The 17,335-nt window shown below is 67.7% G+C and carries 16 protein-coding genes; 10 read left to right on the top strand and 6 right to left on the bottom strand.

The genetic code is table 11. The annotated features are described in order from the left end of the window. Positions 1-132: 132 nt before the first annotated feature. Positions 133-882 (bottom strand): HugZ family pyridoxamine 5'-phosphate oxidase, encoded by a 750-nt coding sequence (locus BMZ21_RS14865; RefSeq protein WP_091835685.1) that lies wholly within the window; start codon positions 880-882, stop codon positions 133-135. A gap of 147 nt (positions 883-1,029) precedes the next feature. On the opposite strand from BMZ21_RS14865, the gene BMZ21_RS14860 reads away from it, so the two are divergent. From BMZ21_RS14860 to tsaE, 8 genes are all read left to right on the top strand, one after another. Then, positions 1,030-1,731 (top strand): response regulator transcription factor, encoded by a 702-nt coding sequence (locus tag BMZ21_RS14860; RefSeq protein ID WP_091835682.1) that lies wholly within the window; start codon positions 1,030-1,032, stop codon positions 1,729-1,731. A gap of 64 nt (positions 1,732-1,795) precedes the next feature. Next, positions 1,796-3,592: a sensor histidine kinase gene (locus BMZ21_RS14855; protein ID WP_091835678.1), complete on the top strand. Its 1,797-nt coding sequence runs from the start codon at positions 1,796-1,798 to the stop codon at positions 3,590-3,592. Beyond that, positions 3,589-4,041: an HPr kinase/phosphorylase gene (locus tag BMZ21_RS14850; protein WP_091835675.1), complete on the top strand. Its 453-nt coding sequence runs from the start codon at positions 3,589-3,591 to the stop codon at positions 4,039-4,041. Before BMZ21_RS14855 ends, BMZ21_RS14850 begins: the two co-directional genes overlap by 4 nt. A 106-nt stretch (positions 4,042-4,147) precedes the next feature. Further along, positions 4,148-4,549 (top strand): PTS sugar transporter subunit IIA, encoded by a 402-nt coding sequence (locus tag BMZ21_RS14845; protein ID WP_057189350.1) that lies wholly within the window; start codon positions 4,148-4,150, stop codon positions 4,547-4,549. A 31-nt stretch (positions 4,550-4,580) separates the two neighbouring features. Then, positions 4,581-4,913 (top strand): HPr family phosphocarrier protein, encoded by a 333-nt coding sequence (locus tag BMZ21_RS14840; RefSeq protein ID WP_091835672.1) that lies wholly within the window; start codon positions 4,581-4,583, stop codon positions 4,911-4,913. A 275-nt stretch (positions 4,914-5,188) separates the two neighbouring features. After that, positions 5,189-6,589: an adenosylhomocysteinase gene (gene ahcY, locus BMZ21_RS14835; RefSeq protein WP_199777565.1), complete on the top strand. Its 1,401-nt coding sequence runs from the start codon at positions 5,189-5,191 to the stop codon at positions 6,587-6,589. A gap of 475 nt (positions 6,590-7,064) precedes the next feature. Then, positions 7,065-9,509 carry a sensor histidine kinase gene (locus BMZ21_RS14830; protein WP_244543861.1) on the top strand — a complete coding sequence of 815 codons (2,445 nt, stop codon included), beginning with the start codon at positions 7,065-7,067 and terminating at the stop codon, positions 9,507-9,509. Further along, positions 9,506-11,122 carry a tRNA (adenosine(37)-N6)-threonylcarbamoyltransferase complex ATPase subunit type 1 TsaE gene (gene tsaE / locus BMZ21_RS14825; RefSeq protein ID WP_091835663.1) on the top strand — a complete coding sequence of 539 codons (1,617 nt, stop codon included), beginning with the start codon at positions 9,506-9,508 and terminating at the stop codon, positions 11,120-11,122. Before BMZ21_RS14830 ends, tsaE begins: the two co-directional genes overlap by 4 nt. 9 nt (positions 11,123-11,131) lie before the next feature. Here the strand turns inward: tsaE and BMZ21_RS14820 are convergent, their stop codons facing one another. The 4 genes from BMZ21_RS14820 to rph form a co-directional block, all read right to left on the bottom strand. Further along, positions 11,132-12,343 (bottom strand): SMP-30/gluconolactonase/LRE family protein, encoded by a 1,212-nt coding sequence (locus BMZ21_RS14820; protein WP_244543849.1) that lies wholly within the window; start codon positions 12,341-12,343, stop codon positions 11,132-11,134. Positions 12,344-12,536: 193 nt separating this feature from the next. Further along, positions 12,537-13,739, bottom strand: coding sequence for a radical SAM family heme chaperone HemW (gene hemW, locus BMZ21_RS14815; protein WP_244543848.1), 1,203 nt, complete (start codon positions 13,737-13,739; stop codon positions 12,537-12,539). Next, on the bottom strand, positions 13,736-14,383 hold the full coding sequence (gene rdgB / locus BMZ21_RS14810; protein WP_091835657.1) for an RdgB/HAM1 family non-canonical purine NTP pyrophosphatase: 648 nt from the start codon (positions 14,381-14,383) through the stop codon (positions 13,736-13,738). The genes hemW and rdgB overlap by 4 nt, the downstream gene beginning before the upstream one ends. A 4-nt stretch (positions 14,384-14,387) precedes the next feature. Further along, positions 14,388-15,104: a ribonuclease PH gene (rph, locus tag BMZ21_RS14805; protein WP_091835654.1), complete on the bottom strand. Its 717-nt coding sequence runs from the start codon at positions 15,102-15,104 to the stop codon at positions 14,388-14,390. Positions 15,105-15,241: 137 nt separating this feature from the next. Here rph and hrcA point away from each other — a divergent pair, with 137 nt between their 5' ends. Both hrcA and BMZ21_RS14795 read left to right on the top strand, forming a co-directional pair. Continuing rightward, a complete protein-coding gene (gene hrcA, locus BMZ21_RS14800) occupies positions 15,242-16,324 on the top strand; it encodes a heat-inducible transcriptional repressor HrcA (protein WP_091835651.1) in 1,083 nt (360 codons plus the stop codon). After that, positions 16,321-16,977, top strand: a complete 657-nt coding sequence (locus BMZ21_RS14795; RefSeq protein WP_091835648.1) for an ankyrin repeat domain-containing protein — start codon at positions 16,321-16,323, stop codon at positions 16,975-16,977. The genes hrcA and BMZ21_RS14795 overlap by 4 nt, the downstream gene beginning before the upstream one ends. A gap of 3 nt (positions 16,978-16,980) precedes the next feature. On the opposite strand, the gene BMZ21_RS14790 is transcribed toward BMZ21_RS14795, so the two are convergent. Then, positions 16,981-17,334 carry a cupin domain-containing protein gene (locus BMZ21_RS14790; protein WP_091835645.1) on the bottom strand — a complete coding sequence of 118 codons (354 nt, stop codon included), beginning with the start codon at positions 17,332-17,334 and terminating at the stop codon, positions 16,981-16,983. Position 17,335: the final 1 nt, after the last annotated feature.

Raw genomic sequence — 17,335 nt, 5'->3', positions numbered from 1 at the left:
CCCTGATGGGCCGGTGAAGTGGAGGGCTCTTTAGGCGGATGATGACGCCGGCTCAAGTCACGAGGCCGGCTCACGAATGGCCTTAGTAAATTTAAATCGTTTGAAAAATTCAGCTGTGGTGAATCGCCGCGCTCAGGCGGCCTCGCGGGCCTTGCCGGCGAGGGCAGCCAGGGTTCTGCGCAGCGCGTCCGGCGTCGTCACCGGCTCGTCGAAGGGCAGGCGCAGCGCCTTGTCGCCGAGCATCAGGTCGGCTCCGTCGGGATCGACGCCGGAGAGGCGCCAGGCGCCGTCCTCGCCGCCGAGCAGCCTCGTGGCGTAGAGCCCGATCGCTTCGGCATGGTCCTCGTTCATATGGTCGACCGCACCTTCCTCGGCCTCGATCAGCGCCCCGGCCTGCGAGCAATCGCTGAGCACGTCGGCGGCCTCGAGCTCGTAAGCGCGGCCGAAGCCGCCATTTAGGCTGGCACGCTGGAGCCTGAGCGCGAAGAACGAGAAATCGGGAAAATCGACGTAAAGAGAAGCCTTCGGCTGGCGTGCCAGGAAACGACGGCGCGCGCGCCGGCCGAATTCCGACTCGCGCTCGACCTTTTCCGCCGTGGCCAGCAGCGTGATCCTGGCATGGGCGAGCGGATCTCCCTTGCCGCCCGGCGCGATCAGCAGCGAGCAGCGCGGGTCGGCGACGAGGTTGCCGGTATGGCCGGAAAGCGAGGACACCAGGATCAGCGGCGTGCCATCGATATCGGTGGCGAGGCTGGTCAGGCTGGCGAAAGGGTGGCCTTCCGGCGTCAGCGTCGCAAGGGATGCCGAGCGCGCACTGCGCAGGAGGCCGCGCGCCAATCCGCGTGCGCTGGCATCTGTCGGCCTGATCGGATCGGTCGCCATGGCACTTTTCGCCGTCTTGAAGGTTTTCGCGGGCAGACGTAGCGAAACCGCCTTGGCTTGGCTAGATTGCAGCCATGCTTTGGCCGTTCTCGCGCGAGAGTGGACCCTTTGATTGTAACGCCAGCACACAAAGAGCCGGAAAAGCTTATGCCAACCATTGCGCTGGTCGATGACGACCGCAACATCCTGACCTCGGTTTCGATCGCATTGGAAGCCGAGGGCTATCGCATCCAGACCTATACGGATGGCGCCTCGGCCCTGGACGGACTGAAGCAGAATCCGCCCGACCTCGCCATCTTCGATATTAAGATGCCGCGCATGGACGGAATGGAGCTGCTGCGCCGCCTGCGTCAGAAATCCGACCTGCCGGTGATCTTCCTGACCTCGAAGGACGAGGAGATCGACGAGCTCTTTGGCCTGAAGATGGGCGCCGACGACTTCATCCGCAAACCCTTCTCGCAGCGCCTGCTGGTCGAGCGCGTCAAGGCGATCCTGCGCCGGGCCGGCGCCAAGGATGCGAGCGCGGCACCGCGCACCGAGGATGCCAAGGCGCTGGAGCGCGGTCTGCTGCGGATGGATCCGGAGCGCCACACCTGCACCTGGAAGGGCGAGCCGGTGACGCTGACCGTCACCGAGTTCCTGATCCTGCAGTCGCTGGCGCAGCGCCCGGGCGTGGTCAAGAGCCGCAACGCCCTGATGGACGCGGCCTATGACGACGAGGTCTATGTCGACGACCGCACCATCGACAGCCACATCAAGCGCCTGCGCAAGAAATTCAATCAGGTCGATGTCGATTTCGACATGATCGAGACGCTCTACGGCGTCGGCTACCGCTTCAAGGAGTCCTGAGAAGCACCCCGGCGCACGCCGCGATGACGTTTGCGCGGGCACCGGGACAGGGTATGAGCCGCTCATGGCGACCATCGAACAGGAAGGGGCCCGCACCGGCGGGCCGCGGCCGGGGCTGACGCTGCGCCGTCGTGCTGCGCTGTTCGGCCGCCGCATGCTGCGCGCCATCTCCGGGCGCGCGGCCTCCAGCCTGACCCGGCGCATCGTCGTCCTTAACCTCGCCGGCCTCGTCGCGCTGCTCGTCGGCTTCCTCTATCTCAACCAGTTCCGCGAGGGCCTGATCGAGGCTCGCGTGCAGAGCCTTCTGACCCAGGGCGAGATCATCGCCGGCGCCATCGCCGCCTCCGCCACGGTCGAGACCGATACGATCGCGATCGATCCCGACAAGCTCCTGCAGATGCAGGCCGGCGAGAGCGGCGCCATCGCCGAGGATCCGCTCGATTTCTCGATCAATCCGGAAAAGGTCGCTCCGCTGCTGCGCCGGCTGGTGACGCCGACCAAGACGCGCGCCCGGATCTACGACAAGGACGGGATGCTGACGCTGGATTCGCGCAATCTCTATTCGCGTGGCGACATCCTGCGCCTCGATCTGCCGCGCATCGGCGAGAGCGACGAGCCGCCCTTGCTCGAACGAACCTGGAACCTGCTGCGCAACCGGCTCGGCCGCGCCGACGTGCCGGCCTATGACGATTTCGCCAACGCCAATGGCAGGTCCTATACCGAGGTCGCCCGGGCGCTCGCCGGCTCGCCGGCTAGCGTGGTGCGCGTCAACACCCGCGGTGAGACCATCGTCTCTGTTGCGGTGCCGGTGCAGCGCTTCCGGGCCGTGCGCGGTGCGCTGCTGCTGTCGACCCAAGGCGGCGACATCGACGCCGTCATCGCCTCCGAGCGCTACGCCATCTTCCAGGTCTTCGCGGTCGCGGCCGGCGTGATGATCATCCTCTCGGTGCTGCTCGCCGGGACCATCGCCGAGCCGATCCGCAAGCTCGCCGACGCCGCCCAGCGCGTCCGCCGCGGCGTCAAGTCGCGTGAGGAGATCCCGGACTTCTCCAGCCGCCATGACGAGATCGGCCATCTTTCCGGCTCGTTCCGCGAGATGACCCAGGCGCTCTACAATCGCATGGAGGCGATCGAGCGTTTCGCCGCCGACGTCGCCCATGAACTGAAGAACCCGCTGACCTCGCTGCGCAGTGCCGTCGAAACCCTGCCGCTGGCCAAGAGCGAGGACTCGCGGGGCCGCCTGCTCGCGGTGATCCGCCATGACGTGAAGCGGCTTGATCGGCTGATCACCGATATCTCCGACGCCTCGCGCCTCGATGCCGAGCTCGCGCGCGACGATGCCGTCCCGCTCGACGTTGCCCAGCTGGTCGAGGCGGTCGTCTCGGTCCAGAACCAGATCCGGCGCGACGGCCAGCCAATCGTCGAGCTCACGGTTGACCGGCGTGGCGGCCAGCGCCCGGGCGCGGATCCTTTCCGCGTGCTCGGCCACGATTCCCGCCTCGGCCAGGTCTTCGTCAACCTGATCGAGAACGCTCGCTCCTTCTCGCCGGCCGACAAGCCGGTCAGGGTCAAGCTCTCGCGTGTCGCCGGCGACGTGCTGATCACCATCGAGGATGACGGTCCCGGCATTCCGCCGCATGCGCTGGAGCGGATCTTCGAGCGCTTCTACACCGACCGGCCCGAAAGCGGCTTCGGCCAGAATTCCGGCCTCGGCCTGTCGATTTCGCGCCAGATCGTCGAAGCCCATCGCGGCACGATCCGGGCCGAGAACCGCTATGCCTCCGAGCAGTCGGAAGGCGAGGACAAGCGGCTCGGCGCCCGCTTCATCGTGCGCCTGCCGGCCGCGGTGCAGCCGGCATGAGCGCGGCGCCTCCGCTTCGCCTGCATGCCAGTGCCGTCGTGATCGGCGAGGCCGGCATCCTGATCCGCGGCCCTTCCGGTGCGGGTAAGTCCACCCTGGCCCTGGCGCTGGTCGGGCTGGCGCAATCGCAGGACCGTTTCGCCAGGCTCATCGCCGACGATCGTACTGAAATTGCCGTCAAGGCCGGCCGCCTCCTCGCTGCGCCGGTGCCGCCGATCGAGGGCCTCGTCGAGCGCCGTGGCCTCGGCCTGACGCCGGAGCCGCATCTGGCCGCCGCGGTGCTCCGGCTGGTGATCGATTGCGGCAGCGAACCCGAGCGCATGCCGGAGCCGGAGGCGCTGGTCGAGACCGTCGCCGGCATCACCTTGCCGCGGCTCTCCGTGCTGCCGAGGGCCGGCGACGAACGTCTGATCCTGACGGCGCTTGCACTGTTCGCCGGCTCTGATTGAATTGCTTTTCGACGAGTTCGAGACAAGCGCCTTGCCTATCCTTCGCACCTGCCGCATAAACCGCGACCTTGTCCGGGCGCCGATGGGCGCTCTTCGGTGGGACTGAATGATCGGACTCGTGCTTGTTACGCATGGGCACCTGGCGACGGAATTCCGCGCCGCGCTCGAGCATGTCGTTGGCCCGCAAGCCAACCTGGCCACCATCGCCATCGCCCCCGATGACGATATGGAGGGCCGTCGGCGCGACATCATCGCGGCGGTGGAGCAGGTCGAGACCGGCAAGGGCGTCATCGTCCTCACCGACATGTTCGGCGGTACGCCCTCCAATCTCGCCATCTCCGTGATGGAGCCGGGCCGGATCGATGTCGTTGCCGGCATCAATCTGCCGATGTTGATCAAGCTCGCCAGCGTGCGCGAGGAGAAGACCCTCGACGAGGCCGTCAGCAGCGCGCAGGATGCGGGCCGGAAATACATCACGGTGGCCAGCCGCGTGCTCGCGGGCAAATGAGTTCGGGTAAGTGAGGTTCGGCGTGCAAGGCATGCGCGAAGACGAGATCCGCGACGAAGATTGCGACTGCACCGAGGTCGAGATCCCGGCCGGTGCCGTCTATGGCGAGTTCCAGATCGTCAACAAGAAGGGCCTGCACGCCCGCGCCACCGCGAAATTCGTGCAATGCGCCAGTCAGTTCGACGCCGATATCACCGTCTCTCGCTGCGGCGAGACCGTCGGAGCCACCTCGATCATGGGCATCCTGACCCTGGGCGCCGGCATCGGCTCGACCATTACCGTGGTCGCCAAGGGCGCCGACGCCAAGGATGCGCTGCAGGCGCTGGGCGCGCTCGTCGCCGACCGGTTCGGCGAGGGCGAATAGGCGGCGAATAAAGCGCGCTCTCGGCGCCGTCCGCGTCTGTCGACCGCATCGTCATGCTCGTTCCCTGATCGGCTTTTTCCGGATGCTCATGACCGGGCGCCTCTCGATCCGTCGAATCCGGGAGAAGGCTGGTGGCCACAGCAGAGGTCCGGAGCAGGGCAGGCCGCGCGGTTTGCTGCGGATATAAAGACATCTTTATATCTTTGATTGCCTTCCGGCAGGCTCCCTGCTAGAGAGCCGCCATCATTCAAAGAACGATCGATTGGAGCCTCCCCGTGTCGAAGCAGGATTACGTCGTCAAGGACATCAGCCTCGCGGATTACGGCCGCAAGGAAATCAACATGGCCCAGGACGAGATGCCGGGCCTGATGGCGATCCGCGCCGAGCACCAGGGCAAGGCCCCGCTCAAGGGCGCCCGCATCGCCGGCTGCCTGCACATGACCATCCAGACCGCCGTGCTGATCGAGACCCTCAAGGAGCTCGGCGCGGACGTGCGCTGGTCGTCCTGCAACATCTTCTCGACCCAGGATCATGCCGCCGCGGCGATCGCCGCCACCGGCACCCCGGTCTTCGCCATCAAGGGCGAGACGCTGGAGGAGTACTGGGAGTACGTGCTGCGCACCGCGACCTGGGGCGACGGCGGCACGCCGAACATGATCCTCGACGATGGCGGCGACCTGACCATGCTGATCATCCTCGGCGCCGAGGCCGAGGCCGGCAACGCCGCCTTCCTCGACAAGCCGGGCAATGAGGAAGAGACGATCTTCTTCGCGCTGATCAAGCGCGAGCTGAAGGCCAATCCGGGCTGGTTCACCAAGACCCGCGCCGCGATCAAGGGCGTCTCCGAGGAGACCACCACCGGCGTGCACCGCCTCTACGAGCTCGCCAAGGCGGGCCGCCTGCCGTTCCCGGCGATCAACGTCAACGACAGCGTCACCAAGTCGAAGTTCGACAACCTCTATGGCTGCCGCGAGTCGCTGGTCGACGCCATCCGCCGCGGCACCGACGTGATGATGTCGGGCAAGGTCGCGGTCGTCGCCGGCTATGGCGACGTCGGCAAGGGCTCGGCCGCCTCGCTGCGCCAGGCCGGCTGCCGCGTGCTCGTCACCGAGATCGACCCGATCTGCGCCCTGCAGGCGGCGATGGAAGGCTATGAGGTCGTCACCATGGAAGATGCCGCGCCGCGCGCCGACATCTTCTGCACCGCGACCGGCAACCTCGACGTCATCACCGTCGACCACATGCGCGCGATGAAGCACCGCGCCATCGTCTGCAACATCGGCCACTTCGACTCGGAAATTCAGGTCGCCGGCCTGAAGAACTTCAAGTGGGACAACGTCAAGCCGCAGGTCGACGAGATCGAGTTCCCCGACGGCAAGCGCATCATCCTGCTCTCGGAAGGCCGCCTGGTGAACCTCGGCAACGCGACCGGCCACCCGTCCTTCGTGATGTCCTGCTCGTTCTCGAACCAGACGCTGGCTCAGATCGAGCTCTGGAACCATCACGCCAAGTACGAGAACAAGGTCTACACCCTGCCCAAGCACCTCGACGAGAAGGTCGCGGCGCTCCACCTCGCCAAGGTCGGCGCCAAGCTGACCAAGCTCAACGACGCTCAGGCGAAGTATATCGGCGTCGCGCAGGCCGGCCCGTTCAAGCCGGAGCTCTATCGCTACTGACGCCCTCGCCCGGCGGCTGCCGGCCGGGCGAAGCGACATCGCGCATCGGGAACCGGTTTCCCGGACGAGGCGCCCATCTTTCGAAAGCCCGGCCTTGCGCCGGGCTTTTTCGCGTTCGGGGCCGGCCGCAGCCTTTCATACTACTAATAGATGCGAGACGGCAGCTGGCATCAACTTGTTGACGCTCCTCTGGTGACCTCAAATCCGGCCGTCGCCATTTGGCCTTTACCGTTGATTAAGCACTTCCTGCCGGAGTCGTGCGGTGATTACAGTGGCACTGATTCGGGCTGCCGGCAGGCTTCGCATGTGGCGCCCGGTTTCGTGCAGCGGTGGCTTTGCGGGTTGCGGGCGTGGATCCCTGGAGGGAGCCATGGCCGATTGTCGCGTTGGCCGCGACCGGCCGGCTGCGACCGGAAGATTGGCCTGGAACAGGACGGATGCGAGAATGAGACGGGCAAGGCAGGTCGGGCGGGAGATGAACGGAGTGGTCCGCCTCCTTCTGCCCGGGCTTGCCGGCGCTGCGCCGGCTCCGGCTCTCGCGCAGGCCGAGGCGCTGCTGCCCTTGCGGGCGGACTGGCTGAGCACTGGCGGACTTTCCCTGATTTTCGTCGGCCTCGTCGTCTTCGCCACCACCACCTCGATCCTCTATGTCCGCGAGCGCTCGCGCTGGACCCGCCGGGAAGGCGAGCTCGCCGCCGGGCTGGAAGCGGCGCGCGGCCATCAGGAGCGGCTGAGCGCCCTGCTCGCGAGCGACCGGCAGGTCGTGCTGAGCTGGGACGGGCCGAAGGCGAGCCCGGTGGTGGAGGGCGACAGCGGCTTTCTCGGCATTGGCGGCCCCGCCCCGGCGCTGGCATACGGCACCTGGGCGCCGCCGGCGGAGGCCAAGCGTCTCGAGCTGGCGACCGAGGCCCTCAAGGAGCGCGGCGAGGCCTTCTCCTTCACCTTCAGGGCCAAGGCGGGGCGTTTCGTCGATGCGGAAGGCCGGCCCGTCGCCGGTCGCGCCGTGATCCGCCTGCGCGAGGTCGGCGGCGAACGGGCGCGGGCGCTGGCGCTGGAGAATGAGCTCGGCAAGCTCGCCACCGACCATGCCGCGCTCACGACCTTGCTCGCCGGCGTGCCTCAGCCGGTCTGGATGCGCGCGACCGACGGCCGCCTGACCTGGGTCAACGCGGCCTATGCCCGTGCCGTCGAGGCCGCCGATTGCCAGCAGGCGGTCACGGCCGGGCTCGATTTGTTCGATCGCAGCGAGCGCGAGGCGGCGGCCAAGGCCCGCAAGGACGGGCGCGTCTTCCAGCTGCGCGCGCCCGTCGTTATGGCCGGCCAGCGCCGCATCGTCGACGTGATGGAGACGCCGACGCCTTCGGGCTATGCCGGCATCGCCACCGACATGAGCGAGCTGGAGGCGGTCCGTGCCGACCTGCAGCGCCAGATGGACGCGCATGTGCGCACGCTCGACCGTCTGAAGACCGGGGTCGCCGTCTTCGACGCCTCGCAGCGCCTGGTCTACCGCAACAGCGGCTACGAGGCGCTCTGGTCGCTCGACCCGGGCTTCCTCGACTCCAATCCGACGGACGGCGAGATCCTCGACCGCCTGCGCACCGAGCGCCGCCTGCCCGAACTCGGCGACTACCGCACCTGGAAGGCGCAGGTCCACGCCGCCTATACCGCGACGCGCGCCAGCGAGGATTGGTGGTATCTGCCCGATGGGCGCACCGTGCATGTCGTCGCCAGCCCGAACCCGCAGGGCGGCGTAACCTATCTCTTCGACGACGAGACCGAGCGCTTCACCCTGGAATCGCGCTTCAACGCGCTCTCGCGTACGCAGCGCGAGACACTCGATTCATTGCGCGAGGGTGTCGCGGTGTTCGGTTCGGACGGGCGCCTCAAGCTCTCCAATCCGGCCTTCGCCCAGCTCTGGAAGCTCACCCCGGAGCGCGCAGCCGCGGCGCCGCATATCGACGAGGTCGTGACCCTGAGCCGCCCGCTCTTCCCGGATGACGCGGTCTGGACCGAAATCCGCAGCGCCGTCGCCGGCGTGCGCGATGCGCGCGAGGATTATCGCTGCCATATGGAACGTCGGGACGGCACGGTGCTCGACTGCACGGCCACGCCGCTGCCCGATGGCGCGACGCTGATCACCTTCGCCGACGTCACCGCCGGCGTGAACGTCGAGCGGGCACTGACCGAACGCAACGACGCCCTGGAGCGCGCTTCACGGCTTCGCGAGGAGTTCGTCCACCACGTCTCCTACGAGCTGCGCTCGCCGCTGACCAACATCATCGGTTTCGCGCAACTGCTCGGCGAGGAGACGGTCGGCGCGCTCAACGAAAAGCAGCGCGACTATACCGGCCACATCGTCCGGTCCTCCGGCGCGCTGCTCGCCATCATCAACGACATCCTCGACCTCGCCTCGATCGACAATGGCGCGCTCGCGCTCGATATCGAGGAGGTCGATGTCGCCAAGAGCATCGCCCAGGCCGCGACCGGGCTGCAGGATCGCCTGGCCGACAGCAAGCTCAGGCTGCAGGTCGACATTGCTCCTCAGACCGGCCCCTTGCGCGCCGATCCCAAGCGCCTGCGCCAGATCCTGTTCAACCTGCTTTCCAATGCGATCGGCTTCTCGCAGCCCGGCCAGACCATTAGCGTCAGCGCCGGCCGCTTCGGCGGCGAGATCCGCATCACCGTCGCCGACGAGGGTCGCGGCATCCCGGACGAGGTCAAGGAGAAGGTGTTCGACCGCTTCGAGAGTCATTCGCTGGGATCGCGCCATCGCGGCGTCGGGCTCGGCCTGTCGATGGTCCGCTCGATTGTCGAGCTGCATGGCGGCCGCGTCGAGCTCGACTCCGCCCTGGGCAAGGGCACGCGTGTTACCGTCGTCTTCCCGCCTGAAGGCATGCGCATCTCGGACGCCGCTGAATGAGTGACGAGGCCGCGCGGGCGGGTACCCATACCGTCATCCTGCCGAACGAGGCCGCGACGGTCCGGCTGGCTGAGGACATCGCCGACATCCTCAAGACCGGCGACATCGTCGCGCTCTCCGGACATCTCGGCGCCGGCAAGTCGCTGCTGGCGCGGGCCATGCTGCGCCGCCTCGCCGGCGATCCGGCGCTGGAAGCGCCGAGCCCGACCTTCACCTTGGTGCAGAGCTATGACAGCGCGCGTGGGCTCCTGCTCCATGCCGATCTCTACCGCGTCCGCAGCCCCGACGAGCTCGACGATATCGGCCTGATCGAGGACCTCGACCTCGCGATGACCATCGTCGAATGGCCGGACCGGGCCGGCACGCGCCTCCCGGCGGGCCGGCGGCTCGACATCGTGCTGGAGGTCGATCCGGACAACCCCGAGCAGGGCCGGATCGCGACGCTCTCCGGCGGCGTGCTCTGGCGCCAGCGGCTTTCGCTTGCGATCGGTGCCCGCCGCCTGATCGACGAAGCCGGCTGGAGCGAGGCGAGGCGCGAGTTCATGCTCGGCGATGCCTCAAGCCGCGCCTATGAGCGCCTGATCAGGCCGTCGGGCGAGACCGCGATCCTGATGATCTCGCCGCCGCGTCCGGATGGGCCGGCGATCCGCCAGGGCAAGCCCTACAGTGCCATCGCCCATCTCGCCGAGACCGTCGACGCCTTCGTCGCCATGGACAAGGCCCTGCGCTCGCTCGGCCTCTCGGCTCCGGACATCCTGGCACAGGATCTCGTCACCGGCCTGCTGATCATCGAGGACCTCGGGGCCGAGCCGGTTGTCGGTGCCGACGGGCCGATCCCCGATCGTTACGAGGCCGCCGCCCGCCTGCTCGCCGAACTGCACCGGCATGCCCTGCCGACGATTCTGCCGGTGGTCGAAGGGCGCGATCATGTCATGCCCGACTATGACCGCGAGGCGCTTGCCATCGAGACCGAGCTGGTGCTCGACTGGTATGCCCCGCACATCGCCGGCGTCACCTTGCCGGCGGTGACGCGGGCCGAGTTCAGCCGCATCTGGGACAAGCTCTTCGACGAGCTCTTCGAGACGCCGGCGACCTGGACCTTGCGCGACTATCATTCGCCGAACCTGATCTGGCTCCCCGATCGCGTCGGCCATGCCAGGCTCGGCCTGATCGATTTCCAGGACTCCGTGCTCGGCCACCCCGCCTATGATCTCGTCTCGCTCGGCCAGGACGCGCGCGTCGATGTGCCGGCGGCGCTGGAGCTGCGCCTGCTCGCCGCCTATGCGGGGGCGCGGCGTGGCACCGATCCCCATTTCGACGTGCCGGGTTTCGCCCGCGCCTATGCCATCCTCGGCGCCCAGCGCAACACCAAGATCGCCGGCATCTTCGCGAGGCTTGACCGCCGCGACGGCAAGCCGGGCTATCTCAAGCACTTGCCACGGATCGAGGCTTACCTGCGCCGCAATCTCGAACAACCGGCGCTGGCGGAGCTGAAGGCCTGGTACGAGACCTATCTCCCCAAGCTCTATGCCGGGCAGGAGAAGCCGGAGGCGAAGGTCGAGGCCGATCCCGCGGAGCAGGACCGGCCCGAGCCCGAGCAGAGTGAGACCTGAGCCGGGTGCTCAGCCCGGCCCGGCCCCCTGCGTGCCCAGATAGAGCGCATAGATCGACTGGCTCGCCGCCATGAACAGCCTGTTGCGCTTGGGTCCGCCGAAGCAGACATTGCCGCAGACCTCCGGCAGCCGGATGCGGCCGATCAGCTTGCCCTCCGGGTTGAAGCAGAGCACGCCGTTGTAGCCGACCGCGCGCCCAGCGTTGCTGGAGGCCCAGAGATTGCCCTGCACGTCGCAGCGCAGTCCGTCCGGTCCACATTTCACCCCGTCGACCATGCAGTCGGAGAACAGCTTGCCGTTGGAGAGCTTGTTGTCGGTGCCGACGTCGAAGACATGGATGTCGCCCTTGCCGCCGGGGCCGGTATCGCCAGGGCCCTTGCCGGTCGAGGCGATGTAGAGCTTTTTGTAGTCCGGCGAGAAGCATAAGCCGTTCGGATCGGGGACCTGCTGCTCGGTGACGACAAGATCGACGCGGCCGCTGGGATCGATGCGATAGCAATTCGTCGGCAATTCGCGCTTGTAGAAGCCGATCTCGGGCGGCTGGCCGAGCCGGGGATTGATCTTGCCGCTGGTGTTGCTCGGCCCGCCGGCCGCATCGGGCGCGCCCTCATAGAGCTGGCCGCCATAGGGCGGGTCGGTGAACCAGTAGCTGCCATCGGGATGCTGGACGATATCGTTCGGCGAGTTCAGCCGCTTGCCGTCGAACTTGTCGGCGAGGATCGTCACCGAGCCGTCGAGCTCGTAGCGCACGACGCGGCGGTTGAGATGCTCGCAGGAGAGCTGCCGGCCCTGGAAATCGAAGCTGTTGCCGTTGCTGTTACCCGATGGCGTGCGGAAGACGCTGACGCGGCCGTCATCCTCGAGCCAGCGCATCTGCCGGTTGTTCGGGATGTCGCTCCAGACGAGATAGCGCCCCTGTGCGTTCCAGGCCGGGCCTTCCGCCCAGAGTGCTCCGGTCCACAGCCGCTGGATCGCGGCATTGGGCTGGGCTAGCCCTTCGAAGGCGGGATCGACGGCGAGGACGTCCGGGTCCCAGAAATAGGTGGTCGGCGCGCCGCCACGGCTGAAATCGCGCGGCGGCGTCGTGATCGTCGTGGGCGGGCCGGGCCTTGCAGCCGGAGCCTGCGCCAGGGCCGTATCGGCGGCAGCGGCGAGGGCTCCTGCGCCAGCAACCTGCAACAGGCGGCGGCGTGACAAGGCGGGGCGTGATTCATCGATCATGCATTGCTGCATCGGTGACCTCCCTGGGTTGAACTTATGCTGTTCTTACCCGGCCATCGGGAGCGCCGATTGCGGCGGTGACGTGGCGGAAGGAGACCGCCCGGTCATGGCGAGGCCTGCTCTAGCAGGGCTTCTCATCTGACTAAATCGGTTTAATGATGTGGAGTCCGGCGGCTGCCGCCGGGATCGGCACTCACGCTGCGAGATCGGCGACGAGCGCATCGAGCAGCAGCGCACCGTCCGGCGTCGCGGCGAGCCGGCCATTGGCCCTGCGGGCGAGGAAGCCTTCGGCGATCAGGCTGCCGATACGGTTGCCGTTGAGCTTGCGCCCGGCCAGCCCCTCGAACACGTCGAGATCGATGCCTTCGACGAGCCGCAGGCCCATCAGCAGGTACTCGTCGCCCTGCGCCTCGGCCGAAAGTTTCTCGTTCTCGACCAAAGCGTCGCCGCCGGCCTCGATCCGCTCCAGCCAGGTCTCGGGGCGCTTTTCGGTCGATTGCGCGTAGCGGCCATCCGCCGTCACCAGCCGGCCATGGGCGCCCGGCCCGATGCCGGCATATTCGCCATAGTGCCAGTAGACCAGGTTGTGACGGCATTCCGCGCCTGGCCTTGCATGGTTCGAAATCTCGTAGACCGGCAGCCCGTGCTTGTTCGTGATCTCCTGCGTCAGCTCGTAGAGCGCTGCGCCCGCATCAGGGTCGGGAATGGCGAGCTTGCCGGCCTTGTAGAGCTGCTCGAACGCCGTGCCTGGTTCGATGGTGAGCTGGTAGAGCGAAAGATGCTCCGCCGCATGGCTGATCGCCAGTTCCAGCTCGGCCTGCCACAGCGCCGGTGTCTGGTTCGGCGAGCGGGCATAGATCAGGTCGAAGGAATAGCGCTCGAAATAGCGCCGCGCGATCGCGACCGCATCGAGCGCCTCCTGCGCCGAATGCATCCGCCCGAGCGCCTTGAGATCGGCATCGTTCAGCGCCTGCACGCCGAGCGAGACGCGGTTGACGCCGGCGGCGCGGAAATCGCGGAAGCGCCCGGCCTCGACGCTGGTCGGATTCGCCTCCAGCGAGACCTCGCAATCGGGATCGACGGCCCAATGCTCGCCGATCGCATCGAGGATCGCCCCGACCGTCGCACCGTCCATCAACGAAGGCGTGCCGCCGCCGAAGAAGATCGAGGAGACCGTGCGTCCCGGCGCCAGCTCGGCCCGCTGGGCGATCTCGCGGCGGAAGGCGGCGATATAGCGCGCCTGGTCTGGCGGCTGGTGCCGGACATGGGAGTTGAAGTCGCAATAGGGGCATTTGGCCAGGCAGAACGGCCAGTGCACATAGACGGCGAAGCCGGCATCCGCAGTCGGATGCGTCGGCACGCCGGGCCGCGCGGCAAGGGCGGCCGAAGGGCTCAAGCGGGCGCCCTCAGGCAGGCGGCGGCGAGCACATGGAAGGCGCGGGCCCGGTGCGACAGGCCGGGGGAGCCGTCCTTAGGGATACCGTGCTTCTCCTCTGCGCTCATCTCGCCGAAGGTCTTGCCATGCCCGGCCGGCTGGAAGATCGGGTCGTAGCCGAAGCCGGCGGTGCCGCGCGGCGCCTCGACGATCGTGCCGAAGACGCGGCCCTCGAACAATTCCTGATGCCCGTCCGGCCAGGCGATCACCAGCGCCGAGACGAAATGTGCCTTGCGCTGCTGGGGCGTGGTCGCGCCGCGCTGTGCAAGCTCGGCCTGCACACGGGCCAGCGCCGGGGCAAAATCCTTGCCCGGCCCGGCCCAGTTGGCCGAGAACAGGCCGGGCGCACCATCGAGCGCATCGATGCAGACGCCGGAATCATCCGCGATCGCCGGCAGGCCGGAAGCGTTGGCCGCCGCCACCGCCTTGATCGCGGCGTTCTCGGCGAACATGTGGCCATCCTCGACCGGCTCCGGCAGGCCAAGCTCGCCGGCCGAGACCAGCTCGACGCCATAGGGCGCCAGCAGCTCGCGCATTTCGCGCAATTTGCCTTGGTTGTGGGTCGCGATCACGACCTTGCCGGTGAGGAGGCGGTTTGTGGTCATGGCGTCAGGCCACCGCCGCCTTCTGCATCGCCACCAGCTTCGACACCCCGCCCTTGGCGAGCTTGAGCAGCGCCAGCAGCTCCTCCTCGGAGAACGGCGCGCCCTCGGCGGTGCCTTGAACCTCGACGAGACCGCCGGAGCCGGTGATGACGAAATTTGCGTCCGTCTGCGCGCCGGAATCCTCGACATAGTCGAGATCGATCACCGGATTGCCGGCGACGATGCCGCAGGAGATCGCTGCGACATGATCCTTCAGCGGATTGGCACCTTTCAGCATGCCGCGCCCCTCCATCCATTTCAGCGCGTCGTGCAGTGCGACCCAGGCGCCGGTGATCGAGGCGGTGCGGGTGCCGCCATCGGCCTGCAGCACGTCGCAATCGACGACGATCTGGCGCTCGCCGATCGCGGTCAGGTCGACCACGGCGCGAAGCGAACGCCCGACCAGGCGCTGAATCTCCTGCGTGCGGCCCGAGGGCTTGCCGGAGGTGACCTCGCGGCGGGTGCGCTCGTGCGTGGCGCGCGGCAGCATCGAATATTCGGCGGTGACCCAGCCCTTGCCGGTGCCGCGCAACCAGGGCGGCCCCTTTTCCTCGACTGTGGCGGCGCAGAGCACCTTGGTCTCGCCGAAGGTGACCATGCACGAGCCTTCCGCATAGCGCACCACGCCGCGTTCCAGCGTGACTTTCCGCATCTCGTCGGCTGCGCGCTTCGAGGGTCTCATCGTGTCTTCCTGTCTTTTGGAGTCGGCGGCTTGTAGGCGCTTAAGCGGGGTGCGGCAAGGCGAGCGGGCCATGGGACTTGATCCCGCCGCGCCCAGCGGGGACAATGGATCATGCAGTTGAGGTTGTTCGCCACGGAATGAGCGCCCATACGCGCCCCGAGACACCCGGCGGCCTGGTCGAGATCGACCAGCGCTCGCGCGAGATCTTCCGGCAGATCGTTGACGGCTACCTGACCACCGGCGAGCCGGTCGGCTCGCGCAACATCGCCCGGCTGCTGCCGATCGCGCTGTCGCCGGCGACGGTGCGCAATGTCATGACCGATCTGGAGATGGCGGGGTTGATCTACGCTCCGCACACCTCGGCCGGGCGGCTGCCGACCGAGCGGGGCCTGCGATTCTTCGTCGACGGCATGATGGAGGTCGGCAATCTCACCTCGGACGAGCGCGGCCGCATCGAGGCGCAGATCAGGGCCGCCGCCAGCAATCGCTCGCTCGACCAGACGCTGACCGAGGCCTCGGCCTTGCTGTCTGGCCTCTCGCGCGGCGCCGGCGTCGTCGTCACCACCAAGGCCAATGCGCGCCTGCGCCATATCGAATTCGTCCGGCTCGACGCCGGCCGCGCGCTCGCCGTGCTCGTCGCCGATGACGGCACCGTCGAGAACCGCATCCTCGCGCTGCCGGCGGGCTTGCCGGCGTCGGCGCTGGTCGAGGCCGGCAACTTCCTCAATGCCCGCATCGTCGGCAAGACGCTCGACGAGCTTCGCCGCGAGATCGCCGACAGCCGCGCCCTGATGGAGCGCGAGCTCGACGAACTGACCGCCCGGCTGGTCGAGACCGGGATCGCGACGAGCTCCGGCCCTTCCGGCGACCGGCATCTCATCGTGCGCGGCCAGGCCAATCTGCTCGAGGACCTGAAGGCGCAGGAGGATCTGGAGCGCATCCGCCTGCTCTTCGCCGATCTGGAGACGCAGACCGAACTGATCGACCTGCTCTCGCGGGCCGAGGCCGGCGACGGCGTGCGCATTTTCATCGGCTCGGAGAACAAGCTGTTCTCGATGTCGGGTTCCTCGATCATCGCCGCGCCTTTCCGCGATGGCGGCCAGCGCATCGTCGGCGTGGTCGGCATCATCGGCCCGACCCGGCTGAACTATGCCCGGATCGTGCCGATGGTCGACTACACCGCCAAGGTGGTCGGGCGCCTGCTCGATGGCGGGCGATGAGGCGGCCGCTGCCGGCTGCTGCGTTGCTGGCGGGAGTGCTGCTGATGGCCGGAGCGAGCGGAGCACAGACCGGCCTGCTCGAAGCGGCCGCCCGTGGTGATCTTGCCGCGGTGAATCGCCTGATCGCCGCCAAGGCGGATATCGAACAGCGCGATGGCCAGCGTCAGACGGCGCTCCTGCTCGCCGTCGCCGGCAATCATGTCGCCGTCGCCAAGGCGCTGCTGGCGGCAGGCGCTAATCCCAACGCCCAGGCGTCGAACCAGGACACGCCCTGGCTTCTGGCCGGCGCCAGCGGCCGCACCGAGATCATCGCGGCGATGCTGCCGCTGAAGCCCGATCTCACGATCCGCAACCGCTATGGCGGCAATGCCCTGATCCCGGCCTGCGAGCGCGCCCATGTCGAGACCGCCAAGCTGCTCCTGACATCAGGCATCGACGTGAATCACGTCAACAATCTCGGCTGGACCTGTCTGCTGGAGATCGTGATCCTCGGCGATGGCGGCCCGCGCCATCAGGAGGTGGCCCGGCTCGTGCTCGCTGCGGGCGCCGACCCCAATCTCGCCGACAAGGATGACGTCAGCCCGCTCCAGCACGCCCGCAAGCGCGGCCAAAGCGAGATCGCCCAGCTGATCGCGGCGGCCGGCGGGCGCTGAGCGTTATTCCAGCCAGTCGGTGATGAACCGCTCGCTGGCGTGGATATCGATCGATTCCAGTACCTCCGGCCCGAGGCTGCGGAATTTATGTGGCACGCCGGCCGGCACGACCAGGATTTCCCCGGGTCCGGCCTCGATCTCCCGGTCACCGATCGTGTAGAGCGCCCGCCCGGCGCGCACGATGAAGGTCTCGGGATAGGGATGGCTGTGCAGCCTCGGCCCCTTGCCGGGCTCGGCCCGGACGAAGATCAGCGAGACCTCGCCGCCGAAGCCCTGCACCTCGCCATGCCATTCGCCTGGGGTCTCGGACCAGTCCTCGCGGCGTATGGCGCGCTGTGTTGTGGTGTCGTCCGCCATC

Source organism: Allobosea lupini (assembly GCF_900109525.1).
GTDB classification, from domain to species: Bacteria; Pseudomonadota; Alphaproteobacteria; order Rhizobiales; family Beijerinckiaceae; genus Allobosea; species Allobosea lupini.
Note: the sequence above shows the minus strand (reverse complement) of the source record. Positions and strands in the feature narration are given on the sequence as shown.